This is a genomic window from Streptomyces sp. NPDC047017 (genome assembly GCF_040644175.1).
Classification (GTDB): Bacteria; Actinomycetota; Actinomycetes; order Streptomycetales; family Streptomycetaceae; genus Streptomyces.
Map to the genome: position 1 here is coordinate 1 of NZ_JBEYVW010000028.1, position 23,633 is coordinate 23,633.

Consider the following 23,633-nt stretch of genomic DNA (forward strand, 5'->3'; position numbering starts at 1 on the left):
GACCCCGCTCGCGGGGTCCGCGCCTCGTGGCGTTCCCGTGAGATCGCCCACGTTCCCGGCGGCCCGGCCGCCGGGAACGTGGGCCGCCGATTCCGTCACCCTGGGTGGGCACCGGAGCGGCCCGCGGTGGCGCTCCCCGGGTGACACGCCCTTGGCGGCCCAGGGCCTCCCGGCTCCGCCCGCATCACCCGGCGTGATCGGGGAACCCGACGGGGGAACCGCACGCACCGCCGGCCGGCCGATCGTCCAACTCGCCGCGAAACCGGACGGATTCGGAGAGTGATCGTCAACACCCTTATGGGGAAGGTGAATCCTGTGACCGTGATACCCGCATGCCCGGGCGGGGCGATAGGGTTACTCTGCCCGGGCCGGGTGGACTCGTACGGGTGGGGAGTGACATGGAGCAGATAACAGTGCGCAGCAGGGCGAGGGTCCCTGCGATCACGTGCGGAAGCAGCGCGACCAGCTCGCGCCTCGACCGCCATCTCTCGGTGCTGGGCGGTCCGGCCGTCCCGCAGCGTGAGACGGCCGAGGCGACGTCGCTGATGCTCGAACTGACCGCGCGTGCCGTGCACGACCGCACGGGCAGGGGCGCACGCGTGCGCCGCGTCTCGCTGTTCGCGCCGCTGCGTCGGCTGCGCCGCTCGCTGTTCGGCGGGCACTGACACCACCGTCTCCGGCCTCTCCGGCTCCTCCGGAGGGTGCCGCGGACGTTTCCCCGCGGCCCGTTCACCCGAGCACGGGCCCGGACCCGGCCGAGGCCATCGCACCGCCCCGGCGCGGTGCCACGACCTGGCCGCACACCCGCCCCACGGCGCGCGGCGGCGCCCCGGTGCCGCCGGACCCCACCGTCGTGTCCCACCGCGCGCCCCGGACTCGCCCGACCGACAGGACCGGCGACAGCGGCCCCGTGCCCGGCCCGCGTCGGCCTCCGTGAGCCCGACGCCTCCCCGCTCCGGCTCTCCCCGAACCGCCGCCGCACCCCGAACCGCCGACGCACCCGGCCCCCGGTGCGCGGCCAGACCCCCGTCCGGGCCGCGTCGACCGGCCGCCGTCGTCGTTCAGCCCCGGCCGCGCGCGTACCGGCGTACCGCGAGCGGCGCGCAGGCCGCGATCAGTGCCGCGGACCAGGCGAGCGTCCCGGCCACGGGGTGGGCCACCGGCCAGGCCGCGTGCGCCGGAACGGCGGCGTTGCCGAAGAGGTCGCGCAGGGCCGTGGTCACCGCGCTGATCGGGTTCCACTCGGCCAGCGTGCGCAGCCAGGGAGTGAGATCGCCGGTGGGGATGTAGGCGTCGGACAGCAGCGGCAGCACGAACGTCGCCGCGCCCAGCTGACCGGCCGCCTCCTCGCTGCGGGTGAGCAGTCCCAGCAGGATGCCGACCCAGGTGCACGCGAAGCGGAACAGCAGCAGCAGGCCCACGGCGCCCAGCGCGTGCCCCGCGCCGCCGTGGATCCGCCAGCCCACCGCCAGCCCGACCAGCAGCAGCGGCACCGTCCCGAGCGCCGTGACGACCAGATCGGCCACCGCCTGCCCGAGCGGCACCGCCGTCCGGCTCACCGGCATGGTGCGGAAGCGGTCCATCACGCCCCGGTGCGTGTCCTGCGCCGCCTGGAACATCCCCGTCATGACCCCGCCCGCCGCGGTCGCCGCCAGCAGCCCGGGCACCAGGAAGGCGCGGTACTCCCGTCCGGGCATCGCCAGCGCGCTGCCGAAGACGTAACCGAAGAACAGCAGCATGTTGACGGGCATCATCTGGGTCAGGATCGCGAGCCCCGGGCTGTTGCGGACCCGGCGCAGCTGCCGGCCCACCATCGTCATGCCGTCGTACGCCAGCGCGCTCATGCCGCGATCTCCTCCGTCACGTGGGCCTGTCCGGTCAGCCGCAGGAAGACGTCGTCCAGGGTCGGGGGCCGCAGGCTCACATCGAGCAACGGCACGCCCGCCGCGTCGAGTTCGCGCACCAGCCGGGGCAGGGTGAGGGCCGGGTCGGTGGAGACCGCGCCGACGGCGGCCCGTTCGTGGTCGAACACCGGCTCGGACCCGGTCAGCCGGTCCAGGACGGCCGCCGCCCGCGCCAGGTCACCGGCGTCGGCCACCACCGCCTCGGCGTGCGTGCCGACCAGCGCCTTGAGCCGGTCCGGTGAGCCGGTGTGCGCGACGCGCCCCCGGTCCACCAGGGCGATGTCGTCGGCCAGCCGGTCGGCCTCCTCCAGGTACTGGGTGGTCAGCACCACGGTGGTGCCCTGCTCCTTGAGGTCGCGCACGGCGTCCCGGATCTGGTTGCGGCTGACCGGGTCGAGGCCGGTGGTCGGCTCGTCCAGGAACAGCACGGCGGGCCGGCGCAGCAGCCCCGCCGCCAGGTCCAGGCGGCGGCGCATCCCGCCCGAGTAGGTGCCGGCCAGCCGCCCGGCGGCCTCGGTGAGGCCGAACCGCTCCAGCAGCTCGTCGGCGCGTGCCGCCGCGTCCGGGACGCGGTGCAGCCGGGCGAACAGCCGCAGGTTCTGCCGGCCGGTCAGGTCCGTGTCCACGGAGGTGTCCTGCCCGGTCACCCCGATCCGGCGGCGTACGGCGGCCGGCTCGCGCACCAGATCGTGCCCGGCCACCCGGGCCGAGCCCGCGTCCGGCCGCAGCAGGGTCGTCAGCAGGCCCACGGCCGTCGTCTTGCCGGCGCCGTTGGGGCCGAGCACGCCGCAGACCGTGCCCTCGGCGACCGCCAGGTCCAGGCCGCGCACGGCGTGGACGTCCCCGAAGCGTTTCTCCAGACCCTCACTAAGTACAGCGTACGTAGAAGTCATGGCAGGACCATAGCGCACTACGTACGGCGTACGTAACTACGATGGTGGGGCGAGGTGATGTCCGATGGCCGGCCGTGCGGCCCGACCCGAAGTGATCTGGGCCCGTCCGGAGCGGACGGGCCGGGGCCCGAAGCCCGCCCACACACGCGCCGACATCGCGGCGGCGGCCGTGCGGATCGCCGACGCCGGCGGACTGGACGCGGTGTCCATGCGGCAGGTCGCCGCCGAGCTCGGCTGCGGCACCATGTCGCTGTACAACTACGTCCCCCGCAAGGAGGACCTGTACGAGCTGATGGTGGACGCGGTCAGCGGCGAGCACGAGCTGTGGGAGCCCGGCGGCGACTGGCGGGCCGACATGGTCCGGGTGGGCCACCAGAGCCGGGCCCTGATGCGCCGCCACCCCTGGCTGCCCCGCCTGATGTCCGCGATGTACGGCTTCAGCCCCAACGCCCTGCGCTACCTGGAGCACTGCCTGGCCTGCCTGGACCCCCTGGAGGTCCCCTACGGCACCAAGATGGAACTGGTCGCCATGCTCAACGCCGTGGTGACCATGTACGTCTCCAACGAGCTGACCACCGCCGAGCGCACCCGCTCCCTGCCCTGGTCCGAGCAGGAGGAGACCGCGGTGCGCATCGCCTACCTGGGCGGCCAGGTCGCCACTGGCGCCTATCCGCGCCTGGCGGCGTCCTTCGCGCAGGACGCGGGCCCCATCGACCTGGAGGCGGTCTTCGACCGGGCCCTGGCCCGGGTGCTGGACGGCTTCACGCCGCGCGGCTGAGCCGCGGCACCCGGCACCCGGCCGCCGCGGGGCCCCGGCCCGGGGCCCGTCCTCAGATCAGGGCGAACTGGCCGCCCGGGCCCTCCTCCGCGTGGTCGAGGACCGAGGCCGGCCTGCGGGCCGCCTCCGGTACCGGCAGGACGCCCGCCGCCCGCAGCGCGGTGGCGGTCACCGGGTCCGTCATCTCCGCCTCCGCCTCCGCCTTCGCGTCCGGGCGCGGCGCCGGCTCGGCCAGCAGTGCCAGTACGGTGATCAGCTCCAGCAGTTGCGAGGTCCAGGGCTGCGGCCAGACGGCCGGGCACAGGGCCGCCAGCGTGCCCGGTTCACCCGGCGCGGTCCGGGCCGCGAACCACTGCTCCAGGACCCGGCCCGAACCGGCCTCGAAGTCCCAGGCCGCCGGGGGCACCGGGGCGACACGGCCCTCGTCGAGGTGCAGGGTCTCCTCGTCGCGGTCGTAACGCAGGCTCAGCGGGCGGGCCGGCAGGGGCGCGCGGACGTACGGGCGGCGCCCGCCGGGCAGTCTGGGGCGCTCGCCGTCACGGCGCATCAGCCACAGCGTGCGCCGGCCCGCCTCGACGCCCGCCGCCCACACCCCGGCGTCCCCGGTCAGCGGCACGGCGAGACCGCGCGGGCCGGGCCGGGCCGCCACCAGCGCCCAGGCGAGCACGTCCAGCGGGCCGAGCGGTAGCCCCAGGCGGTCCGCCAGGTGCTCCAGCAGCCCGGGCGCCAGGTTGGGTTCCCGGCCGCCCGGGCGGCGGTACAGCGGGCGGACGCGGCCCGGGCGCAGCAGCGGCGGCAGGGACGTCGCCAGCAGCGCAGGGCCGGCCGCGCCCGGGGCGGTGGCCGTCTCCACGGCGAACACCTGCCGGTCGTCCGCCACCCGCCACAGCTCAGGTCGGGCCGCGTCGATCAGCCGGTGGTCGGGGATCAGCCACTGCTCGTCGAAGGGCGCGGCCAGCACCCGTACCGGCTCCGGACACGGCCCGAAGGCCCGGATCAGCTGCTCCGTGGCGGCCGTCCCGCCCGGCAGCTGCGCCACCGCAGACCGTGCCGTGCGCGAGCGGGTCGGCTCGAACAGCGCCTCCCGCTCGGCGCCCTCGGCCTCCAGCAGGGCGGCCCAACGGGCCTTCAGGCAGCCCGGGTCGGGGGCCGCCGGCCATGCCCGGCCGAGCCGCGGCGCTGCGACGGACCACGGCATGAGGTCCGCGAGCAGCGGAGCGTCGTCGTGCGTCACGCCGGGCATCGTACGACGCGGCGGCGGTGCGCGGGTCAGGTCGCGTCGAGCGTGACCGTGAAGGAGAAGCGGTCCCCGCGGTAGTGGATGACCACCACGTCCAGCGGACGCCCGGCCGTGTCGTAGGTGATGCCCGTGTAGTGCAGGATCGGGCTGAGCAGCGGCACCTGGAGCAGCCGCGCGGTCTCCGGGTCGGCCAGCCGGGCCTGCACGGTGTCCGTGATCCGGCTGATGTCCGCGCCCACCACGTCCCGCAGCACCTTCGTCATCGGCCAGCGCACCAGATCGTCCGTGGATATCCGCGCGGCCAGCTCGGGCCGGACGTAGTTGCGGGCGTGGTTGGTCGGCTCGCCGGTCTTCTCGTCGCCGCGCAGCCGGTGGTACGTCGCCACCTCGTCCAGGTCCGGGAAGAACTCGGCGAGTTCGGCGGGGACGGCGGCCGTGCCGTGGTCCAGCAGCTCGGTCGCCATGCCGGACTGCTGGGCCACGATCGCGTCCACCGAGCCCAGCAGCCGCACCGGGGTGCCCCGCCGGGCGGCCGGCTCGATGAACGTGCCGCGCCGCCGGTGGCGGCTGATCAGCCCCTCGTCCTCCAGCTCCTTGAGCGCCTGCCGCATGGTCAGCACGCTCACGCCGTAGTGCCCGGCGAGCTGTTCCTCGGTGGGCAGGCGCAACGGGTCCCGGGGCGAGCGGCCGAGGATGGAGGCGCGCAGCGACTGCGACACCTGATACCAGAGCGGCAGCTTGCGGTTCAGGACGATCGAATCCGGGGCGAAGGACATCACGGAGCTATCCGTACCGGGCGTGATCGCTCAGCGCAACGGCCGGAAGTGCCTTTCGAGGCCCTGCCACACGTCGTCGTAGCGCTGCTGGAGGTGCTCGGCGCGGGTCGCGTGCGGGGTGAGCGTCACCGGCCAGCGGGTCTCGAACATGAACGCGAGGCCGTCGTCCACCTTCTGCGGCCGCAGCTCGGCGGCGCTCGCCCTCTCGAAGGTCTCCCGGTCCGGGCCGTGCGCCGACATCATGTTGTGCAGCGAGCCGCCGCCCGGCACGAAACCCTCCGCCTTGGCGTCGTAGGCGCCCTCGATCAGGCCCATGTACTCGCTCATCACGTTCCGGTGGAAGTACGGCGGCCGGAAGGTGTCCTCGCCCACCAGCCAGCGCGGCGCGAAGACGACGAAGTCGACACCGGCCAGGCCCGGGGTGTCGCTCGGCGAGGTCAGCACCGTGAAGATCGACGGGTCCGGGTGGTCGTACGAGACGGACCCGATGACGTTGAAGCGGCGCAGGTCGTAGACGTACGGGACGTGGTTGCCGTGCCAGGCGACCACGTCGAGCGGGGAGTGGTCGTAGGTGGCCGTCCAGAGGTTGCCGCAGAACTTGTTCACCACCTCCACCGGGCCCTCCACGTCCTCGTAGGCGGCGACGGGCGCCTGGAAGTCGCGGGCGTTGGCGAGGCCGTTGGCACCGATCGGGCCGAGGTCGGGGAGGCGGAAGGGGGCGCCGTAGTTCTCGCAGACGTACCCCCGCGCCGTCGCGTCCAGGAGTTCCACCCGCAAGCGCACCCCGCGCGGGATCAGCGCCACCTGGCCGGGCTCGGCGTGCAGCAGGCCGAACTCGGTGCGCAGCAGCAGCCCGCCGTGCTCCGGCACGATCAGCAGCTCGCCGTCCGCGTCGCTGAAGACGCGCTCCATCGAGGCGTTGGCGTGATACAGGTGCACGGCCATGCCGGTGCGCTGGGTGACGTCGCCGTTGCCGCCGAGGGTCCACAGGCCGGCCAGGAAGTCCGTGGCGGGGCCGGGCTGCGGCAGCGGGTTCCAGCGCAGCCGGTTGGGGTCGGGCACCGCCTGGGTGAAGGGCGCGGTGCGCAGCGTGCCGTTGCCGGTGCGGGTGAACGCCGGGTGCGCGGCCGAGGGGCGGATGCGGTACAGCCACGAGCGGCGGTTGTACGCCCTGGGCTCGGTGAACGCCGTACCGCTGAGCTGCTCGGCGTACAGCCCGAGCGGTGCGCGCTGCGGCGCGTTGCGGCCCTCGGGCAGCGCGCCCGGCACCGCCTGCGAGCTGTGCTCGTTGCCGAAACCGGAGAGGTATTCCAGTGCCTCGGCGGTCTTGCGTGCGTCCCCGCTCATGATCGCTCCCTTGCCACCTGATTCCTATGCTTCACCGTAGGATTGGGTCCGCCCCGGCGCAAGAGGGCGCGGACGCCCTCCTTCCGGGGGATGGCGAGAACCAGACCTGAGAGGGATTCGGCCGTCGGACCGCTGTTCTAGTCTCCGGGGCATGACGTCGTGGACGCGCCGGCCCCTCGCCGCGCTCGCGGTCTGCGCCCTGCTGCTCGCCGGGGCGGCGGGCTGCGGTGCGAGCGGTGGGCGGGGGAGTGCGGAGGGGAAATCGGCCACTCCGGTGGGCCGGCTCATCGGTCACACCGACGAGGAGGGGCGGGCCTACCGTGAGGTGGACGAGAAGGAGGCACCGGAGGTCGGTGTCGAGGTGCGGCCGGACGCGGGCGGCAGCTGGGACGTGCGGCTGACGCTGCACCGCTTCCGGTTCTCGCCGGCCGGCACGGCGGCGCGGGCCGCGGCCGGCCGCGGCCTGGCCCGCCTGCTGGTGGACGGCCGCCTCGTGGACAGCCTGCGCGGCCCCGACTACCACCTCTCCGCCCGCCTCGTCCCCCGCGGCACCCACCACGTCACCGCCCGCCTCTACGCCGACGACGGCACGGTCTGGGCGGTCTCCGGCAAGCCGGTCCAGAGCACGGCGGACATCACGGCTTCGGGGCCGGAGACGGGGGTGCCTTCGGGCGGTGGGTCGCCTGGGGTGGCGGCGGGTTCCTCGGGCGGCGGTTCGTCCGGGGGCGCGGGAGGTGCCGCGGGCGGCGGTTCGTCCGCGGTTCCCGGCGGCGGTTCGGCCGGAGTGGCGGGGGGTTCCTCGGGTACGGGGAGTCCGGCCGCCACCAGGAGCCCGGCTGCCACGGGGAGTCCGCCTGCGCGGGGCTCCGGGGTGGCGGGGAGCCGTACGGCTGCGGGGAGTTCCGCGGTCACGGGAGGTCCGGCGGTCACGGGAGGCCCGGCGGAGGCGCGGAGCCGGGGTGTGGGGGGCTCGGGGAGGATGACGGGAAGTCGTACGGCCATGGGGGGCGCGGAAGGGGTGGGGAGCCCGGAGGTGTCAGCGGCCCCGGCGGCTCCGGCGAGGTTCGGGGCTCCCCCCGCGACTGCCGTGAGGCGGGCTGCCCGAGTCATGGCCGGGGTCGCGTCCCGCGGGCGGCGGCCCGTCCGTGCTCCGGCCGGCGCTTCACCAGGGCGCCGGGAAACGGCATCATGAAGCCGTGCCCCACGCGACCCCGCTCCGCCGCGCCCCCGTGCAGCGGCGCAGTGCCGAACGGCTGACCAGGATCCTGGACGCCTGCGCCGACCTCCTCGACGAGGTCGGTTACGACGCCCTGAGCACCCGCGCCGTCGCGCAGCGCGCCGGTGTGCCCATCGGCTCGGTCTACCGTTTCTTCGGCAACAAGCGGGCGATGGCCGACGCCCTGGCCCAACGCAACCTGGAGCGTTACAGCGAGCGGGTCCAGCGACGCCTGGCGGAGACCGCGGACGGCGGCTGGCGCGCCGCCATGGACGCCGTGCTCGACGAGTACCTGGCGATGAAGCGGACCGCCCCCGGCTTCTCCCTCGTCGACTTCGGCAACCAGATCCCGCTCGGCACCAGCGGGCCGGAGCCCAACCACCGCCTCGTCGACCGCCTCACCCGCCTGCTCTCCGGCCACCTGCGCCACGAGCCCGACGACGACCTGCGCCGTGTCTTCCTGATCGCCGTGGAGACCGCCGACACCCTCGTCCAGCTCGCCTTCCGGGTGGCCCCCGAGGGCGACGAGAGGATCATCGCGGAGACCCGCGAACTGCTGCGGGCGTATCTGGTGCGGGTCCTGGACTGACCGGCCGGACCCCGGGCCGGGATCCCGCGCCTGCCCTCGACCGCACTCCGAACCTGTCCCGGCCGGACCCCGACCTGCCCCCGGCTGCGCCGTACGGGGGACATCGCCCGGCGCGTCGCGCCGCGCTGCCGCCGTCACGGGTGGAGCTGTGAAAGAGAGTCAGGTGAAAGAGCGATTTGTATGAAAATCGTCTGACTCGGAGGAGCGCGCATGCCCACCCTGACACCCCCACGCATCCCCGGCTCCCGCGTCGGCGCCGCCGTGGCCCTGACCGCCCTGACCGCGGCGGGTGCCGCGTGGTTCGCGGCCCCGGTCGCCCAGGCCCAGGGGGAGGCCGGCGACATCAAGATCCACCGGGTGGGCGTGCCCTTCGGCGTCTCGAAGGACGACCCCGTGGTCTGCCGGTTCTACCTGGACGCCGTCAACTTCGACGTCCTGCCGACCATCGGCTACACCATCCAGGCGCAGCCCCCGCTGCCCACCGCCGCCACCGTCACCGGCACCATCGCCCTCGCCGCCGGTGCGGGGCACACCGATCCGCTGGGCCTCGCCGACGGCCAGTACAAGATCATTTGGACGGTCGCGGGCACTCCCAAGGAGAAGATCTTCCGCGTCAACTGCCATGACGACGAGCACAAGGAGGGCGCCCAGGGCCCCGGCCAGATCGAGGACCAGGGCCACGACGGCGGCGACCAGCACGGCCAGGGAGGCCCCGGCAAGGGCGACCCGGGCCCCAGGGGCGGTGTGCACGCGGGCGGCGGCGGCCTCGTCGACACGGCGGCCGCCTTCTCCCCGGTGGCCGGGGCCGGGGCCGTGGGGCTGGTCGTGGTGGGCGGCGTCGCCTACTTCCGGCTGATCCGCCGGCGTCCCCATGGCGCCGCGTAGGCGCCGACGCAGGCCCTGGCACCGGACCCGCGCCTACCGGCTCGTCAGGACGGCCGTGCTCACGGCCGTCCTGGTGACGGCGGTGCGGTGCGGGGGCCATCACGAGCACGGCGCACCGGCCCGGGCCGCCGGTCCGCACGCGCGGTCCTCCGCGTCCCCGGCCGACGCGGACGGCGGCGCCCCGGGCGGGGAGAGCGGGTCCCGGGGCGCGCCCCCGCCCGCGCCGCTGCCCCGCTCCCCGGCGGCCTCCCTGCGCATCCCCTCCCTCGGCGTCGACGCGCCCGTCATCCCGGTCGGCCTCGACGCCGGCCGGCAACTGGAGACCCCGCCGGTCGACAAGCCCAAGCTGGTCGGCTGGTACAAGGACGGCCCCACACCGGGGGAGTCCGGCACCGCCGTCGCGGTCGGGCACCGCGACACGAAGACGGGCGCCGCCGTCTTCGCCGCGCTCGGCCAGGTGACACCGGGCCACCGCATCGAGGTGCGGCGCGCGGACGGCCGTACCGCCGTCTACACCGTCGACAAGGTGCGGGTCTTCGACAAGGACCGCTTCCCCGACAAGGAGGTGTACGGCTCCTCCCGCCGGCCCGAGCTGCACGTCATCACCTGCGGCGGCCTCTACACCCGCCGGGCCGGCTACTCCAGCAATGTCGTGGTCTTCGCCCACCTGACGGCGACGAAGTGAGTCACTGACGCCGCCGAAGTGAGGTACTGACGGCGGCGAGCAGGACCCTCACGGCGGCGAGCGGGACCCGCGAAAGGGCGGGCGCCGCCCGCCGCCGGTCTCTGGCGCCGCAAAACTATCGACGCTAGTTTATGGGGCTGTCGGTAGGTTGTGACGCGTCACGGCGCGTCCGGGTCCGGGCACCGCCCGCGGACCGCACACGGACGCGGACGACGCCCGCCCGGAGGAGCACCATGAAGGCACACGACGGCATGTACATCGACGGCGCCTGGCGGCCCGCCGCGGGCCGGGACGTCATCGAGGTGGTGAACCCCGCCGACGAACAGGTCATCGCCACCGTCCCCGCCGGCACCGCCGAGGACGTGGACGCGGCGGTGCGCGCCGCCCGCGCCGCCCTTCCCGGCTGGGCCGCGACGCCGCCCGCCGAGCGGGCCGCCCGCCTGGCCGCCCTGCGGGACGCGCTGACCGCCCGCAAGGACGAGATCGCCGAGACCGTCACCGCCGAACTGGGCTCCCCCCTCCCGTTCTCGCAGGCGGTCCAGGCCGGCCTGCCGATCGCGGTCGCCGCCTCCTACGCCGACCTCGCGGCGACGTACGCCTTCCAGGAGAAGGCCGGCAACTCCACCGTCCTGCACGAGCCGGTCGGCGTGGTCGGCGCGATCACGCCCTGGAACTACCCGCTGCACCAGATCGTCGCCAAGGCCGCCCCCGCGCTGGCGGCCGGCTGCACCCTGGTGCTCAAGCCCGCCGAGGACACCCCGCTGACCGCCCAGCTCTTCGCCGAGGCCGTCGACGCGGCCGGGCTCCCGCCGGGCGTGTTCAACCTCGTCACCGGCCTCGGCCCGGTCGCCGGGCAGGCCCTCGCCGAACACCCGGGCGTCGATCTGGTCTCCTTCACCGGCTCCACGGCCGTCGGCCGGCGGATCGGCGCGACGGCGGGCGCCGCCGTCAAGCGGGTCGCCCTGGAGCTGGGCGGCAAGTCCGCCAACGTCATCCTGCCCAGCGCCGACCTGGCCAAGGCGGTGCACGTCGGCGTCGCCAACGTCATGTCCAACTCCGGCCAGACGTGCAGCGCCTGGACCCGCATGCTGGTCCACCGCGACCGGTACGAGGAGGCGGTCCGGCTCGCCGCCGAGGCCGCCGCCAAGTACGCCGACCGGATCGGCCCCCTCGTCAACGCCAAGCAGCGGGCCCGGGTGCGCGGCTACATCGAGCAGGGCGTCACCGAGGGCGCGCGCCTGGTCGCCGGCGGCCCCGACGCCCCGCACGAGCGCGGCTACCACGTCAGCCCGACCGTCTTCGCCGACGTCACCGAGGACATGACCATCGCCCAGGAGGAGATCTTCGGCCCGGTCCTGTCGATCCTGCGCTACGACGACGAGGACGACGCCCTGCGCATCGCCAACGGCACGGTCTACGGCCTGGCCGGCGCGGTCTGGGCGGGCGACGAGGACGAGGCGGTCGCCTTCGCCCGCCGGATGGACACCGGCCAGGTCGACATCAACGGCGGCCGGTTCAACCCGGTGGCCCCCTTCGGCGGTTACAAGCAGTCCGGCGTCGGCCGCGAACTCGGCGCGCACGGACTCGCGGAGTACCTCCAGACCAAGTCCCTCCAGTTCTGACAACCCCCGAGGGAGTCACACCTCATGGCCGTACGCGCCGCCGTCCTGCCCGCCGTCGGCTCTCCGCTGGAGATCACCGAGATAGAGCTGCCCGCACCAGGCCCCGGGCAGGTCCGCGTCCGGCTCGCCGCCGCCGGGGTCTGCCACTCCGACCTGTCGCTGACCGACGGCACCATGCGGGTCCCGGTCCCCGCCGTCCTCGGCCACGAGGGCGCGGGCACCGTCCTCGCCGTCGGTGACGGCGTCACCCACATCGCGCCGGGCGACGCCGTGGTCCTCAACTGGGCGCCGTCCTGCGGCGCCTGCCACGCCTGCTCGCTCGGCGAGGTCTGGCTGTGCGCGGACGCGCTGAGCGGCGCCGCCGCCGTGTACGCCCGCACCACCGGCGGCACCGAACTGCACCCCGGTCTGAACGTCGCCGCGTTCGCGGAGGAGACGGTCGTCGCGGCCGCCTGCGTGCTGCCGCTGCCGGACGGCGTCCCGCTCACCGACGCGGCCCTGCTCGGCTGCGCGGTCCTCACCGGCTACGGCGCCGTGCACCACTCGGCGCGGGTCCGGGCCGGCGAGACGGTGGCGGTGTTCGGCGCCGGCGGGGTGGGCCTGGCCGCCCTCCAGGCCGCCCGGATCGCGGGCGCGTCCCGGATCGTCGCCGTCGACGTCAGCCCGGTGAAGGAGCAGCTGGCCCGCCGCGCGGGCGCCACGGACTTCGTCGTCGCCTCCGAGAACACCCCGCGCGAGATCCGCGCCCTCACCGGCAGGCAGGGCGTCGACGCCGCCGTGGAGTGCGCGGGCCGCGCGGTCTCCATCCGGGCCGCCTGGGACTCCACCCGCCGCGGCGGCCGGACCACGGTCGTCGGTATCGGCGGCAAGGACCAGCAGGTCACCTTCAACGCCCTGGAGATCTTCCACTGGGGCCGCACCCTGTCCGGCTGCGTCTACGGCAACTCCGACCCGGCCGAGGACCTGCCCGTGCTCGCCGGGCACGTGCGCGCCGGGCGCCTGGACCTGGACGCGCTGGTCACCGAGCGGATCGCCCTGGACGGCATCCCCGCCGCCTTCGAGAACATGACGGCGGGCAAGGGCGGCCGCGCGCTGGTGGTGTTCTGAGCCTCAGCGGTCCCCTGGCCTCCCGCGGCGCAGCGCCCCCGGCGCGATCCCCAGCAGCTCCGACAGGGCGCGTTCGCCGGTCGCCGTGACCTTCACGGCGCGTTCCGAGCCGATGCGCACGCACCAGCCCGCCGCCAGCGCGTGCCGGCACAGGGCCGCGCCCGCGACGCCCGCCAGGTGCGGCCGCCGTTCCGTCCAGTCGAGACAGGCGCGGGCCAGCGGCCGCCGTCCCGTGCGGTCCAGGCCGATCCCGGCCGCGCCGAACCAGGCCAGCCCCGCGTCGGTGAGCGTGAACCCGCTCTCCGCCTCCTCGTGGGCGCACAGCAGCCCGCGTACGGTCAGCGCGTCGGTCACCGCGATGCCGAGCCGCCCGGCGAGATGGTCGTAGCAGGTGCGTCCCCGGGCCATCGCGGACCCGGCGCTCGACTCGCGCAGCGTGCGCGGCGGCCGCGGCGTCCCCGGGGCGACCTGGGCGGCCAGGTCCTCCACCAGCTGGGCCACCCGCGCGCCGGCCAGGCGTACGTACCGGTGCCGGCCCTGTCGCTCCTCGGCGAGCAGCCCGCCCGCGACCAGCTTGCCCAGGTGTTCGCTGAGCGTGGAGGCGGCCACGCCCGCGTGCCGGGCCAGCTCGCCCGCCGTCCACGCCCGCCCGTCCAGCAGCGCCAGCAGGCACGCGGCCCGGGTCCGGTCGGCGATCAGCGCGGCGAGGGCGGCCAGGCCGGGCGCCCGCGGGTCCTCGGTACGGTCCCTGGAGGTCATGCGACCAGGATGCGCCCCCGACACTTCGGCACCCGCCGAAACGTGCCGGCCGAGGCGTAACCGCCGAAGTGCGTCGGCCGGAGCAGCGCTACGCGCCCCGCCCCACCTGCGCGTACTGCTGTGCCAGACCGTCGAGCAGGGCCGTCAGCCCCGTCTCGAAGGCGCGCTCGTCGATCTTCTCCTGCTGGTCGGCGAGCAGATGGGCCTGGCCGAGGTGCGGATAGTCGGCGGGATCGTAGGCGCCGGCGTCGTCCACGAAACCGCCGGCGAAGGAGCCGAGCGCGGAGCCCGTCACGAAGTAGCGCATCAGCGCGCCGATGGAAGTGGCCTGGGCCGGTGGCCAGCCCGCGTCGACCATCGCGCCGTAGACGGCGTCGGCCAGCCGCAGCGCGGCCGGGCGGCGGCCGGGACCGCGGGCGAGCACGGGGACGATGTTCGGGTGGTCGCGCAGGGCGGCCCGGTAGGAGAGGGCCCAGTCGTGCAGCGCGGCGCGCCAGTCGCGGCCGTCCTCGAACATCGACAGGTCGACTTGTCGGCTCACCGAGTCCGCGACCGCCTCCAGGATCTCGTCCTTGGTGCGGAAGTGGTTGTAGAGCGAGGGCCCGCTCACCCCCAGTTCGGCGGCGAGCCGACGGGTGGAGACAGCCGCCAGCCCCTCCGTGTCCACCAGCTCCCGTGCCGTCGCGACGATGCGGTCGGTGCTGAGGAGGGGCTTGCGCGGTCGGGCCATGGCGCACATAGTAGGGCTGCCGCCTTAAACTAGCAGTGCTAATTTAAATGTACGGCTTTCAAGATCCGATCGTGTGTGTCGTCGTCCGTGGGGTGATCTCGTGGTGAACCTGGAGCTGAGTCAGGAGCAGAGCGCGGTGCGGCGGCTCGCACGGGAGTTCGTGGAGCGCGAGATCGCCCCGCACGTGGTCGCCTGGGACCGCGCCGAGGAGGTGGACCGGGCGATCGTCAAGAAGCTCGGCGAGATCGGCTTCCTCGGGCTCACCGTCGACGAGGAGTACGGCGGCTCGGGCGGCGACCACCTCGCCTACTGCCTGGTCACCGAGGAACTGGGCCGCGGCGACTCCTCCGTGCGCGGCATCGTCTCCGTCTCGCTCGGCCTGGTCGCCAAGACCGTCGCCGCCTGGGGCGACGAGGAGCAGAAGCGGCGCTGGCTGCCGGGCCTGACCTCGGGCGAGTACGTCGGCTGCTTCGGCCTCACCGAGCCCGGCACCGGCTCCGACGCGGGCAGCCTCACCACCCGGGCGGTGCGCGACGGCGACGACTTCGTCATCAACGGCACCAAGATGTTCATCACCAACGGCACCTGGGCCGACGTCGTCCTGCTCTTCGCCCGCTCCACCGACGCCCCCGGCCACCAGGGCGTCTCCGCCTTCCTGGTGCCCGCCGACACCCCCGGCCTGACCCGCCGCACCCTCCACGGCAAGCTGGGCCTGCGCGGTCAGGCCACCGCCGAACTGGTCCTGGAGGACGTGCGCGTGCCCGCCTCCGCGCTGCTGGCCCCGGAGGGCAAGGGCTTCTCCGTGGCCATGTCCGCGCTGGCCAAGGGCCGCATGTCGGTCGCGGCCGGCTGCGTGGGCATCGCCCAGGCCGCGCTGGACGCGGCGGTCCGGTACGCCGGCGAGCGCGAGCAGTTCGGCAGGACCATCGCCCACCACCAGCTCGTCCAGGAGCTGCTCAGCGACATCGCCGTCGACGTGGACGCCGCCCGCCTGCTGACCTGGCGGGTCGCCGACCTGATCGACCGCGGGCAGCCCTTCGCGGTGGAGTCCTCCAAGGCCAAGCTGTTCGCCTCGGAGGCCGCCGTGCGCGCCGCCAACAACGCGCTCCAGGTCTTCGGCGGCTACGGCTACATCGACGAGTACCCGGCGGGCAAGCTGCTGCGCGACGCCCGGGTGATGACCCTCTACGAGGGCACCAGCCAGATCCAGAAGCTGGTCATAGGCCGCGCGCTGACGGGGGTCTCGGCCTTCTGAGTACGCCCCCTGCCCCCGGCAGCACGCCGCCGACCGGGGATGCTAAGCGCTCGCTCAGCTTCGGCGGTATGGTGGAGCCCCTGACAGCGAGAGGGGCTTGTGAGCGATGAGTACGGCGGAGGAGACGGCCGGCGGCGAGGCGCAGCCGTGGGCCGAGGTGACCCCTGACGCGGCCCGGCGGCTGCTGGTGGCCGCCGTGGACGCCTTCGCCGAGCGGGGCTATCACGCGACCACGACCCGCGACATCGCGGGCCGCGCCGGCATGAGCCCGGCCGCGCTCTACATCCACTACAAGACCAAGGAAGAGCTGCTCCACCGCATCAGCCGGATCGGCCACGAGAAGGCGCTGGAGATCCTGCGCACGGCCGCCCGGCGCGAGGGCAGCGCGACCGACCGGCTCGCCGACGCCGTCAGCTCCTTCGTCCGCTGGCACGCCGGGGGGCGCACCACCGCGCGCGTGGTGCAGTACGAGCTGGACTCGCTCGGCCCGGACGCCCGCGCGGAGATCCTCGGACTGCGCCGCCGGGTCGACGCGGAGGTGCGCGCGGTCATCGAGGAGGGCGTGGCCTCGGGCGAGTTCGACGTACCGGACGTGCAGGGCACCACGCTGGCCGTGCTCTCGCTGTGCATCGACGTCGCCCGCTGGTTCAACGTCGACGGTCCGCGCACCCCCGAGGAGGTCGGCGCGCTCTACGCCGACCTCGTCCTGCGCATGGTGGGAGCCGGCCGCACCGGCGCCGCCCGGTAGCGGGGTGCCGCCGGGAGGTCAGAGGTAGTACCGCGACACCGACTCCGCCACGCACACCGGCTTGTCGCCGCCCTCGCGCTCCACGGTGAAGGCGACGGTCACCTGCACCCCGCCGGGCACGTCGTCCACGCCGGTGATCGCGGCGGTGGCGCGCAGCCGTGAGCCGACCGGGACGGGGGAGGGGAAACGGACCTTGTTGGTGCCGTAGTTGACGCCCATCCTCACGCCCTCGACCGCGATCAGCTGCGGCCCGAACAGCGGGAGCAGCGACAGGGTCAGATAGCCGTGGGCGATGGTGGTGCCGAAGGGGCCGGCGGCGGCCTTCTCCGGGTCCACGTGGATCCACTGGTGGTCGCCGGTCGCCTCGGCGAACAGGTCGATCCGCTTCTGGTCGACCTCCAGCCAGTCGGTGTGCCCCAGTTGCTCGCCCACCGCCGCCCTCAGCTCGTCGACGCAGGTGAAGATCCTCGGCTCTGCCATGTGCGTGGCCTCTCGCATCGTACGTACCCGGAATGCAGTCTAAGCAACTGCTTAGGATGGTCGGGGCGGGGGTCCCTGTCAACGGACCGCGCACGGCACCCGGTGGGTAGGCTTGGCGGAGTGCCCCAGATTCCCGAGAAGATCCACGAGCTGACTGTCGGCCAGGTCTCCGCGCGCAGCGGCGCCGCCGTCTCCGCGCTGCACTTCTACGAGGCCAAGGGCCTGATCAGCAGCCGCCGCACCAGCGGCAACCAGCGCCGCTACAGCCGTGACACGCTGCGCCGGGTCGCCTTCGTCCGGGCCGCGCAGCGGGTCGGCATCCCGCTGGCCACGATCCGCGCGGCGCTCGCCGAACTCCCCGAGGAGCGCACCCCGACCCGCGAGGACTGGGCGCGCCTGTCCGAGGCGTGGCGCTCCGAACTCGACGAGCGCATCAAGCAGCTCAACCGCCTGCGCGACCACCTCACCGACTGCATCGGCTGCGGCTGCCTGTCGCTGGACAACTGCGTCCTGTCCAACCCGGACGACGTCTTCGGCGACCGCCTCACCGGCTCCCGCCTGATGGTGGAACGCGGGGCCGGCGCCCGCACCTCCGACTGAGCGTGGCTACCGCCCCGGCGTCACTCCGCCGGCCCCCGTTCCTGCCCCTGACCGTGCCCATGCCCCCGCAGCCCCTCGCCGATCAACTGGGCGTTGGACGCGGCCCGTTCGCCGTTCGGCAGGGTCAGGGTGTCCTCCAGGCCGACCCGCGTGGCCAGGCCCAGGCGGCCCGCCAGGCGCAGGACCGGCCAGGTGCTGCCGTCGGTGCCGTGCAGCAGCACCGGGCGGCCGTGCGCGCCACCGAGAGCGGTCAGCAGGGCGTGGGCGGACGCCTCGGCCGTGTCCGCGTCCGGGTCCGTCACCTCCGCCAGGACCCGCAGCACCCGCGGGCCCAGCGGCGAGGCGGCGAACCGGGCCGGGCCGTCCGTGCCCGACCACAGGCCCGCCTCCACACCGACGCCCAGGTCGAGCAGGGCGGCGGCCAGGTCCTCCGCGCCCGGCTCGTGCCAGTTGACGGAGGCGAAGTCCGGCAGCGCCGTCCACTCGCGTACGCGCGCCGTGCGGAGCGCCGGATCGGGCTCGGCCCACTCCGCCGTGGTCACCCCGACCGGCACCTTCACCCGCGCCCGGACCGCCTCGACCGTGGCGGCCACCACCTGCGGCGACAGACTCTCCTGCCCGCACGGCGTACGCGGGTGGACGTGCACCTCCGTGGCCCCGGCCGCGACGGCCGCCGCCGCGGCCTCGGCCACTTCCTGCGGGGTGAGCGGTACCGCCGTGCCGTCCGAGGCGGTCCGTGATCCATTGAGGCATACCTGCATGTCCGGGACAGTGCCCCGTTCCCCCGGGGTCAGTCCCCTCACCGGGAGAATCCACCTGATTCCAGTGGGAATCAGGTGGATCCGGCTGAATCCGGAAGAGCCCGGAAGGGGCCGGGGGAGAGGGGCGCTCAGGCCGACATCAGCAGCCGCCGTCCGCGCCGGGCGTACGCCAGCGCCTCCGGGGTGAGGACGGGCCGCGGCACCAGGATGCCGCACTCCGCGCAGACCGGTCCCGCGGACGGCTCGTGGTCCAGGCCGTACCGCCACACCAGCCGCTCGCCGCCGCACACCGGGCACACCGAGCCGGGCGCGCGCTCCAGCGCGGCGATCAGCCGGCGCAGCACCTCGGCCAGCGGCCCGGACGGATGCACCCGCGGGTCGTCGCACCAGGCGACCCCGAACCCGCCCCAGGTCATCCGGTGCCAGTCGTCCACACTGCCCGGCCGCCGCAGCCCGTCGTGCTTCTCCTTCCTGCGCCGCCGGGCGAACTCGACCTCGTAGTCGAGCCACACCGAGCGCGCCTCCTCCAGCTCCTCCAGCGCGGCCACGAGCCGCACCGGGTCGGGAGACCTGTCCTCGGGACCGAACCCGGCCCGGGAGCACAGATGGTCCCAGGTCGCCCGGTGCCCGTAAGGAGCGAACCGCTCAAGGCACTTGCGCAGTGAGTAACGCCGCAGTGCCAGATCGCACCGCGGGTCCCTCACCTGTCTCGCCAGACTCCGGAAACCGGCCATCGCCCTGCACCTCCGTCACACCTGTACCTGTACTTCGGTCACTTCGGCGTCGTCGTACGGTCCTCGTACCCTCCGTCGCGCGTTGTCCTCGTGTGCTGTCGTCGTACGGACGTCACCCGTCGGACGTGCCGGCCGCCGAATCGGCTCCATCCGATTTTTGCCGACCGCCACGGCTTCGCCCTGGTTGACCGTCATGTCCGTCACGTGACGACCTCCAAAAAAAGTGACGCCTGCTCATCTTCCAAGTCGGGGATACCGGCGGTAACGTGCCGCCCCACCCCCAGTCGGGAGGAGCACCCATGCCACGGCGCACCCCACCCCACGCGCTCGACGAAGTGAGAACTCCCCGCAGATTCACCGGGTTCCTGAAGACCGCATCCGTATGCGTCCTCATTGCCGGTCTTTTGTCACCCTTTTCCCAAGCGGTGGCAGCCGGCACCGCACCCCGGGCCGCCGCGAACGACTACTGCGGCGGGCAGTGCTCGGACATCCTGCCGCCCGGCGAGAACGGCAACGCCACCCTCGCCCAGATCCTGCTCAACCAGGGCTTCGGCACCCAGCCCGGCCATGCCGAGGACCAGCTCGGCCCGTACGCGAACCTCGCCAAGGGCTACCCGGCGCTGACCAACGACAAGATCGACGACTTCTTCAACGACGCCTCCTTCGGCGTCCCCGCGGGCCAGGTCGCCTCCAGCGAGAAGCCCGCCGGGCGCGGTGACGTCACCATCGTCCGCGACAAGAAGACCGGTGTGCCGCACATCACCGGCACCACCCGCTACGGCACCGAGTTCGGCGCCGGGTACGCCGCCGCCGAGGACCGGCTGTGGCTCATGGACGTCTTCCGGCACGTGGGCCGCGGACAGCTGACCTCCTTCGCCGGCGGCGCCCCCGCCAACCAGGGCCTGGAACAGCAGTTCTACCGCAACGCCCCCTACACGGAGGCCGACCTCCAGGCGCAGATCGACAGCGCGATCGCCAAGAGCGGGGCCCGCGGCCAGCAGGCCCTCGCCGACGTCAACGCCTATCTCGCCGGCATCAACGCCTACATCGACGCCTCCGACTCCGGCCGCTACTTCCCCGGCGAGTACGACCTGACCGGCCACAAGGACGCCATCACCAACGCCGGCACCATCGACCACTTCAAGGTCACCGATCTGGTCGCGCTGGCCTCCGTGATCGGCTCGCTGTTCGGCTCGGGCGGCGGCGGCGAAGTGAACAACGCCGTCTCCCTGATGGCCGCCCAGGCCAAGTACGGCGTCACCGAGGGCACCAAGGTCTGGGAGTCCTTCCGTGAACGCAACGACCCCGAGGCCGTGCTCACCCTGCACGACGGCCAGAGCTTCCCGTACGCCACCAGACCGGACAGCCCGCAGGGCGAGGCCCTGCCCGACGCCGGCTCGGTGACCCAGGAACCCCTCGTCTACGACCGCACCGGCAGCGCGAACGGCTCCGCCGCCAGGAGCGCCACCACCGCGGCCGGGCAGAGCACCCTGTCCTCGGCCCGGCGCGGCATGTCCAACGCCCTCGTGGTCAGCGGCAAGCACACCGCGAGCGGCCACCCGGTCGCCGTCTTCGGCCCGCAGACCGGCTACTTCGCGCCGCAGCTCCTGCTGCTCCAGGAGATCCAGGGCCCGGGCATCAGCGCCCGCGGCGCCTCCTTCGCGGGACTGAGCATGTACGTCGAACTCGGCCGCGGCCAGGACTACTCGTGGAGCGCCACGACCTCCGGCCAGGACATCATCGACACCTACGCCGTCGAACTGTGCCAGGACGACTACCACTACCTGTACCACGGCACCTGCACCGCCATGGACAAGGTCGAGCAGACCGACTCCTGGAAGCCGACCCTGGCCGACGGGACCGCGGCCGGCTCGTACACCATGCGGGTGTGGCGCACCAAGTACGGCCCGGTGCAGTACCGCGCCACCGTCGGCGGCAAGAAGGTCGCCTACGCCACCCTGCGCTCGTCCTACCTGCACGAGGCCGACTCGATCATCGGCTTCCAGATGCTGAACGACCCGGACCTCGTCAAGGGCCCGGACGGCTTCCAGCAGGCCGCGCAGCACATCAACTTCACCTTCAACTGGTTCTACGCCGACTCCCAGCACACCGCGTACTACAACAGCGGTGACAACCCGGTGCGCGCGGCAGGCGTGGACGCCGAGTTCCCGGTGTGGGCGCAGCCGGCGTACGAGTGGCGGAACTGGGACCCGGCCACCAACACCGCCGACTACACCCCGCCCTCCGCCCACCCCAACTCGGCCGACCAGGACTACTACATCTCCTGGAACAACAAGCAGGCCCAGGACTACACGGCCGCGCCCTGGGGCGAGGGGTCCGTGCACCGGGGGAACCTGCTGGAGGACCGGGTGAGGAAACTGGTCGCGGCCGGCGGCGTCACCAGGGCCTCGCTCACCCAGGCCATGGCGGACGCGTCCGTGACCGACCTGCGCGCCGAGGACGTGCTGCCCAAGCTGCTGAAGGTGGTGAACAGCGCGCAGAGCACCGACCCGGCGGTCACCGCGGCGGTGGCCGAGTTGCAGACCTGGCTGGCACACGGCGCCAAGCGCACCGAGACCTCGGCCGGCTCCCACACGTACGCCGACGCCGACGCGATCCGCGTCCTGGACGCCTGGTGGCCGCTGCTGGTGAAGGCCGAGTTCCAGCCGGGCCTGGGCAGCGACCTGTACAACGCGCTCGGCGCGAACCTGCCGATCGACGAGTCCCCGTCGGCCGGACACGGCCCGACCGGCTCGCACGCCGGCAGCGCCTTCCAGTACGGCTGGTGGAGCTATGTCGACAAGGACATCCGCTCGGTCCTCGGTGAGCAGGTCAAGGGCCCGCTGGCGCGGAAGTACTGCGGCGGCGGCGACCTCGGCGCCTGCCGCGACACCCTGACCGCCACCCTCAAGCAGGCGGCGGCCCTGACCGCGGCCCAGGTCTACCCGGGTGACGACCAGTGCTCGGCGGGCGACCAGTGGTGCGCCGACTCGATCGTCCAGCGCACCCTGGGCGGCATCAAGCACGGCAAGATCAGCTGGCAGAACCGGCCCACCTTCCAGCAGGTGGTGGAGTACACCTCCCACCGGTGACGCACCTGGCGGCGGGTCAGCGCACGCGGCCCGCCGCCAGCACCAGCCGGGCCAGCTCCGGGTGCAGGATGTCGCTGTGCGCGCCGGCCGGCGGGCCACCGCGCCGGACGACCGCCGCCACGTCGACGTTCACGCACCCGGACACCGGCAGCGGCGCGCCCAGCGCGTCGGCGAGGGCGCACGCGCGCGTGCCGGGCACCGCCTGGGTCCCGTCGTGCCCCAGCGCACCCCACCGGGCGCCGAGCAGCGCGCCGACGTCCACGCCCAGCACCGAGCGGTCGTCGTCCGCCATCCGCGAGGCCAGCGGATAGAAGGTGCCCAGGGCCGAGTCGAAGGAGGAGTGGCAGCACACCAGCGGGCCGTCGATCCGGCGCTCCTGGCCCTGCAACACCCCTCCCGCGCGCGGGTCGTCGGGCAGCCGGGCGGCGAACGCGTAGTGCGAGAAGGCCCCTTCCAGCAGCGTCACGGACTTCACCGACCGCACCCCCGCGGGCAGCCCGCGCAGCGCGAACGACACCAGCCGCGCGCCGAAGCTGTGCCCCACCAGATGCACCCGCAGCTCCGGGGCCGCCTGCGCGATCCGGCCCAGTGCCGGTCCCAGGCCCCGCTCGCCGACCGTGCCCGCGCGCCGCTTCATCGCCCAGTACGCCGCCTGCCGCAGCAACTCCTTGGCGCCCTCCCACGGGTTCGGCAGCGCGAACGCCTCCCGCCCGGCCGGCGTGTCCAGCCGCGCGGCGGCGTCGGCGAACTCGGCGCAGACGTCCGCCGCGGGCCGCGTGAACATGCCGGGCTCGCTCTGCGGCACCCCCTCGGCCACCGTGTCCGCGGCGAACGGGCCCTGCGGTCCCGGCGGCACCACCTCGGCCAGCAGCCGCGCCAGCCGCCTGAACTCCTCCAGCGCGGCCCCGTCGCCCGGCCGCTCGTCCAGCATCCGGGCGAGCCGGTCCACCACCGTGGCCCGGCCCGGGAAGGTCTCCAGGAGCGCGTGCCGGGTGTCCTTGTCGAGTGCCGGCCCGGGCCCCGGCGCCGGGGCGGCGGCGGTGGTGGAGCGCGGGAAGTCGGGGATCGGCTCGTCGCAGAACCGCATCGACGGCCACACCACGCCCACGTACCCGATCCGCGCGGCCGGTGCCAGGCGCGGGACGGGCGCGTAGAACGCGCTGTAGAGCCGGGTCGCCATGGACCGGTCGTCGTTCCAGCCGTGCGCGAACACCAGCAGGTCGCGCACCCCGCCGGCCGCGACGCCCGCGAGCAGCCGGTCCCGTTCGGGGCCGGCCACGTCCCCGTCCGCGTCGAAGGTCAGCTCCCAGTACGGAGCCACGCTCATCCCCGGATCAGCCATGACCGGCCTCCTCGTCCCCGCAAGCGGCGCGATGTGTGGAGCATCGTCCTGCCAACGGGGCGGATTGGCCATACGTCACGGCCCCCGGGG

The 23,633-nt window shown here is 74.1% G+C and carries 23 protein-coding genes; 11 read left to right on the forward strand and 12 right to left on the reverse strand.

From position 1 onward, the window contains the following. The first annotated feature begins 398 nt into the window (after positions 1-398). Positions 399-665, forward strand: coding sequence for a hypothetical protein (locus ABZ858_RS33940; protein ID WP_361387655.1), 267 nt, complete (start codon positions 399-401; stop codon positions 663-665). Between the two features lie 396 nt (positions 666-1,061). Here the strand turns inward: ABZ858_RS33940 and ABZ858_RS33945 are convergent, their stop codons facing one another. Both ABZ858_RS33945 and ABZ858_RS33950 read right to left on the reverse strand, forming a co-directional pair. After that, the gene (locus ABZ858_RS33945; RefSeq protein ID WP_361387658.1) at positions 1,062-1,844 is read right to left on the reverse strand and encodes an ABC transporter permease; all 783 of its coding nucleotides are present in this window, start codon (positions 1,842-1,844) and stop codon (positions 1,062-1,064) included. Beyond that, positions 1,841-2,797: an ATP-binding cassette domain-containing protein gene (locus ABZ858_RS33950; RefSeq protein WP_361387661.1), complete on the reverse strand. Its 957-nt coding sequence runs from the start codon at positions 2,795-2,797 to the stop codon at positions 1,841-1,843. The genes ABZ858_RS33945 and ABZ858_RS33950 overlap by 4 nt, the downstream gene beginning before the upstream one ends. A 64-nt stretch (positions 2,798-2,861) precedes the next feature. Here ABZ858_RS33950 and ABZ858_RS33955 point away from each other — a divergent pair, with 64 nt between their 5' ends. Next, positions 2,862-3,575, forward strand: a complete 714-nt coding sequence (locus ABZ858_RS33955) for a TetR/AcrR family transcriptional regulator (RefSeq protein WP_361387664.1) — start codon at positions 2,862-2,864, stop codon at positions 3,573-3,575. A 52-nt stretch (positions 3,576-3,627) separates the two neighbouring features. Here ABZ858_RS33955 and ABZ858_RS33960 read toward each other — a convergent pair whose 3' ends face one another. From ABZ858_RS33960 to ABZ858_RS33975, 4 genes are all read right to left on the reverse strand, one after another. Further along, positions 3,628-4,818: a type ISP restriction/modification enzyme gene (locus ABZ858_RS33960; RefSeq protein ID WP_361387667.1), complete on the reverse strand. Its 1,191-nt coding sequence runs from the start codon at positions 4,816-4,818 to the stop codon at positions 3,628-3,630. Between the two features lie 26 nt (positions 4,819-4,844). Continuing rightward, complete coding sequence (locus tag ABZ858_RS33965; protein ID WP_361387670.1) at positions 4,845-5,594, reverse strand: GntR family transcriptional regulator; 750 nt, start codon at positions 5,592-5,594, stop codon at positions 4,845-4,847. Between the two features lie 27 nt (positions 5,595-5,621). After that, complete coding sequence (hmgA, locus tag ABZ858_RS33970) at positions 5,622-6,938, reverse strand: homogentisate 1,2-dioxygenase (RefSeq protein WP_361387673.1); 1,317 nt, start codon at positions 6,936-6,938, stop codon at positions 5,622-5,624. Positions 6,939-7,511: 573 nt separating this feature from the next. Beyond that, positions 7,512-7,781 (reverse strand): hypothetical protein, encoded by a 270-nt coding sequence (locus tag ABZ858_RS33975; RefSeq protein WP_361387675.1) that lies wholly within the window; start codon positions 7,779-7,781, stop codon positions 7,512-7,514. Positions 7,782-8,134: 353 nt separating this feature from the next. On the opposite strand from ABZ858_RS33975, the gene ABZ858_RS33980 reads away from it, so the two are divergent. The 5 genes from ABZ858_RS33980 to ABZ858_RS34000 all read left to right on the forward strand — a co-directional run bounded on the left by ABZ858_RS33980 (position 8,135) and on the right by ABZ858_RS34000 (position 13,042). After that, positions 8,135-8,743, forward strand: coding sequence for a TetR/AcrR family transcriptional regulator (locus ABZ858_RS33980; RefSeq protein ID WP_361387678.1), 609 nt, complete (start codon positions 8,135-8,137; stop codon positions 8,741-8,743). 210 nt (positions 8,744-8,953) lie between these two features. Beyond that, positions 8,954-9,628, forward strand: coding sequence for a hypothetical protein (locus ABZ858_RS33985; protein ID WP_361387681.1), 675 nt, complete (start codon positions 8,954-8,956; stop codon positions 9,626-9,628). After that, on the forward strand, positions 9,615-10,313 hold the full coding sequence (locus ABZ858_RS33990; protein WP_361387684.1) for a class F sortase: 699 nt from the start codon (positions 9,615-9,617) through the stop codon (positions 10,311-10,313). Before ABZ858_RS33985 ends, ABZ858_RS33990 begins: the two co-directional genes overlap by 14 nt. 233 nt (positions 10,314-10,546) lie before the next feature. After that, the gene (locus tag ABZ858_RS33995; RefSeq protein WP_361387687.1) at positions 10,547-11,935 is read left to right on the forward strand and encodes an aldehyde dehydrogenase family protein; all 1,389 of its coding nucleotides are present in this window, start codon (positions 10,547-10,549) and stop codon (positions 11,933-11,935) included. Between the two features lie 24 nt (positions 11,936-11,959). Continuing rightward, positions 11,960-13,042 (forward strand): Zn-dependent alcohol dehydrogenase, encoded by a 1,083-nt coding sequence (locus ABZ858_RS34000; protein WP_361387690.1) that lies wholly within the window; start codon positions 11,960-11,962, stop codon positions 13,040-13,042. A gap of 3 nt (positions 13,043-13,045) precedes the next feature. On the opposite strand, the gene ABZ858_RS34005 is transcribed toward ABZ858_RS34000, so the two are convergent. After that, positions 13,046-13,801 carry a winged helix-turn-helix domain-containing protein gene (locus tag ABZ858_RS34005; protein WP_361387693.1) on the reverse strand — a complete coding sequence of 252 codons (756 nt, stop codon included), beginning with the start codon at positions 13,799-13,801 and terminating at the stop codon, positions 13,046-13,048. A gap of 88 nt (positions 13,802-13,889) precedes the next feature. After that, a complete protein-coding gene (locus ABZ858_RS34010; protein WP_361387696.1) occupies positions 13,890-14,531 on the reverse strand; it encodes a TetR/AcrR family transcriptional regulator in 642 nt (213 codons plus the stop codon). Positions 14,532-14,634: 103 nt separating this feature from the next. Between ABZ858_RS34010 and ABZ858_RS34015 the strand changes: the two genes are divergently transcribed. After that, a complete protein-coding gene (locus ABZ858_RS34015; RefSeq protein WP_361387699.1) occupies positions 14,635-15,786 on the forward strand; it encodes an acyl-CoA dehydrogenase family protein in 1,152 nt (383 codons plus the stop codon). 106 nt (positions 15,787-15,892) lie between these two features. Then, positions 15,893-16,534: a TetR/AcrR family transcriptional regulator gene (locus ABZ858_RS34020; protein WP_361387702.1), complete on the forward strand. Its 642-nt coding sequence runs from the start codon at positions 15,893-15,895 to the stop codon at positions 16,532-16,534. An 18-nt stretch (positions 16,535-16,552) separates the two neighbouring features. On the opposite strand, the gene ABZ858_RS34025 is transcribed toward ABZ858_RS34020, so the two are convergent. Beyond that, complete coding sequence (locus ABZ858_RS34025) at positions 16,553-17,014, reverse strand: MaoC family dehydratase (protein WP_361387705.1); 462 nt, start codon at positions 17,012-17,014, stop codon at positions 16,553-16,555. Between the two features lie 120 nt (positions 17,015-17,134). On the opposite strand from ABZ858_RS34025, the gene soxR reads away from it, so the two are divergent. After that, positions 17,135-17,614, forward strand: coding sequence for a redox-sensitive transcriptional activator SoxR (soxR, locus tag ABZ858_RS34030; protein WP_361387708.1), 480 nt, complete (start codon positions 17,135-17,137; stop codon positions 17,612-17,614). A gap of 20 nt (positions 17,615-17,634) precedes the next feature. Here the strand turns inward: soxR and ABZ858_RS34035 are convergent, their stop codons facing one another. Together ABZ858_RS34035 and ABZ858_RS34040 are read right to left on the reverse strand one after the other, a co-directional pair. Then, a complete protein-coding gene (locus ABZ858_RS34035) occupies positions 17,635-18,375 on the reverse strand; it encodes a 3-keto-5-aminohexanoate cleavage protein (RefSeq protein WP_361387711.1) in 741 nt (246 codons plus the stop codon). Positions 18,376-18,503: 128 nt separating this feature from the next. Beyond that, complete coding sequence (locus ABZ858_RS34040) at positions 18,504-19,109, reverse strand: hypothetical protein (protein ID WP_361387714.1); 606 nt, start codon at positions 19,107-19,109, stop codon at positions 18,504-18,506. A gap of 299 nt (positions 19,110-19,408) precedes the next feature. Between ABZ858_RS34040 and ABZ858_RS34045 the strand changes: the two genes are divergently transcribed. Beyond that, entirely contained in the window at positions 19,409-22,201 is a 2,793-nt protein-coding gene (locus ABZ858_RS34045) for a penicillin acylase family protein (RefSeq protein WP_361387717.1), read from the forward strand. A gap of 16 nt (positions 22,202-22,217) precedes the next feature. Here ABZ858_RS34045 and ABZ858_RS34050 read toward each other — a convergent pair whose 3' ends face one another. Further along, positions 22,218-23,543, reverse strand: a complete 1,326-nt coding sequence (locus ABZ858_RS34050; protein WP_361387720.1) for a serine-threonine protein kinase — start codon at positions 23,541-23,543, stop codon at positions 22,218-22,220. Positions 23,544-23,633: the final 90 nt, after the last annotated feature.

Excerpts from the sequence above, each read along its gene's own strand:
- ABZ858_RS33950 (WP_361387661.1), bottom strand. The coding sequence starts at position 2,797 with ATGACTTCTACGTACGCTGTACTTAGTGAGGGTCTGGAGAAACGCTTC.
- ABZ858_RS33960 (WP_361387667.1), bottom strand. The coding sequence starts at position 4,818 with ATGCCCGGCGTGACGCACGACGACGCTCCGCTGCTCGCGGACCTCATG.
- ABZ858_RS33955 (WP_361387664.1), top strand. The coding sequence starts at position 2,862 with ATGGCCGGCCGTGCGGCCCGACCCGAAGTGATCTGGGCCCGTCCGGAG.
- ABZ858_RS34020 (WP_361387702.1), top strand. The coding sequence starts at position 15,893 with ATGAGTACGGCGGAGGAGACGGCCGGCGGCGAGGCGCAGCCGTGGGCC.
- ABZ858_RS34010 (WP_361387696.1), bottom strand. The coding sequence starts at position 14,531 with ATGGCCCGACCGCGCAAGCCCCTCCTCAGCACCGACCGCATCGTCGCG.
- ABZ858_RS34045 (WP_361387717.1), top strand. The coding sequence starts at position 19,409 with ATGCCACGGCGCACCCCACCCCACGCGCTCGACGAAGTGAGAACTCCC.
- ABZ858_RS34035 (WP_361387711.1), bottom strand. The coding sequence starts at position 18,375 with ATGCAGGTATGCCTCAATGGATCACGGACCGCCTCGGACGGCACGGCG.
- ABZ858_RS33940 (WP_361387655.1), top strand. The coding sequence starts at position 399 with ATGGAGCAGATAACAGTGCGCAGCAGGGCGAGGGTCCCTGCGATCACG.
- ABZ858_RS33985 (WP_361387681.1), top strand. The coding sequence starts at position 8,954 with ATGCCCACCCTGACACCCCCACGCATCCCCGGCTCCCGCGTCGGCGCC.
- ABZ858_RS34005 (WP_361387693.1), bottom strand. The coding sequence starts at position 13,801 with ATGACCTCCAGGGACCGTACCGAGGACCCGCGGGCGCCCGGCCTGGCC.
- ABZ858_RS33990 (WP_361387684.1), top strand. The coding sequence starts at position 9,615 with ATGGCGCCGCGTAGGCGCCGACGCAGGCCCTGGCACCGGACCCGCGCC.
- ABZ858_RS34025 (WP_361387705.1), bottom strand. The coding sequence starts at position 17,014 with ATGGCAGAGCCGAGGATCTTCACCTGCGTCGACGAGCTGAGGGCGGCG.
- ABZ858_RS34040 (WP_361387714.1), bottom strand. The coding sequence starts at position 19,109 with ATGGCCGGTTTCCGGAGTCTGGCGAGACAGGTGAGGGACCCGCGGTGC.
- ABZ858_RS34050 (WP_361387720.1), bottom strand. The coding sequence starts at position 23,543 with ATGGCTGATCCGGGGATGAGCGTGGCTCCGTACTGGGAGCTGACCTTC.
- ABZ858_RS33995 (WP_361387687.1), top strand. The coding sequence starts at position 10,547 with ATGAAGGCACACGACGGCATGTACATCGACGGCGCCTGGCGGCCCGCC.
- ABZ858_RS33945 (WP_361387658.1), bottom strand. The coding sequence starts at position 1,844 with ATGAGCGCGCTGGCGTACGACGGCATGACGATGGTGGGCCGGCAGCTG.
- ABZ858_RS34000 (WP_361387690.1), top strand. The coding sequence starts at position 11,960 with ATGGCCGTACGCGCCGCCGTCCTGCCCGCCGTCGGCTCTCCGCTGGAG.
- hmgA (WP_361387673.1), bottom strand. The coding sequence starts at position 6,938 with ATGAGCGGGGACGCACGCAAGACCGCCGAGGCACTGGAATACCTCTCC.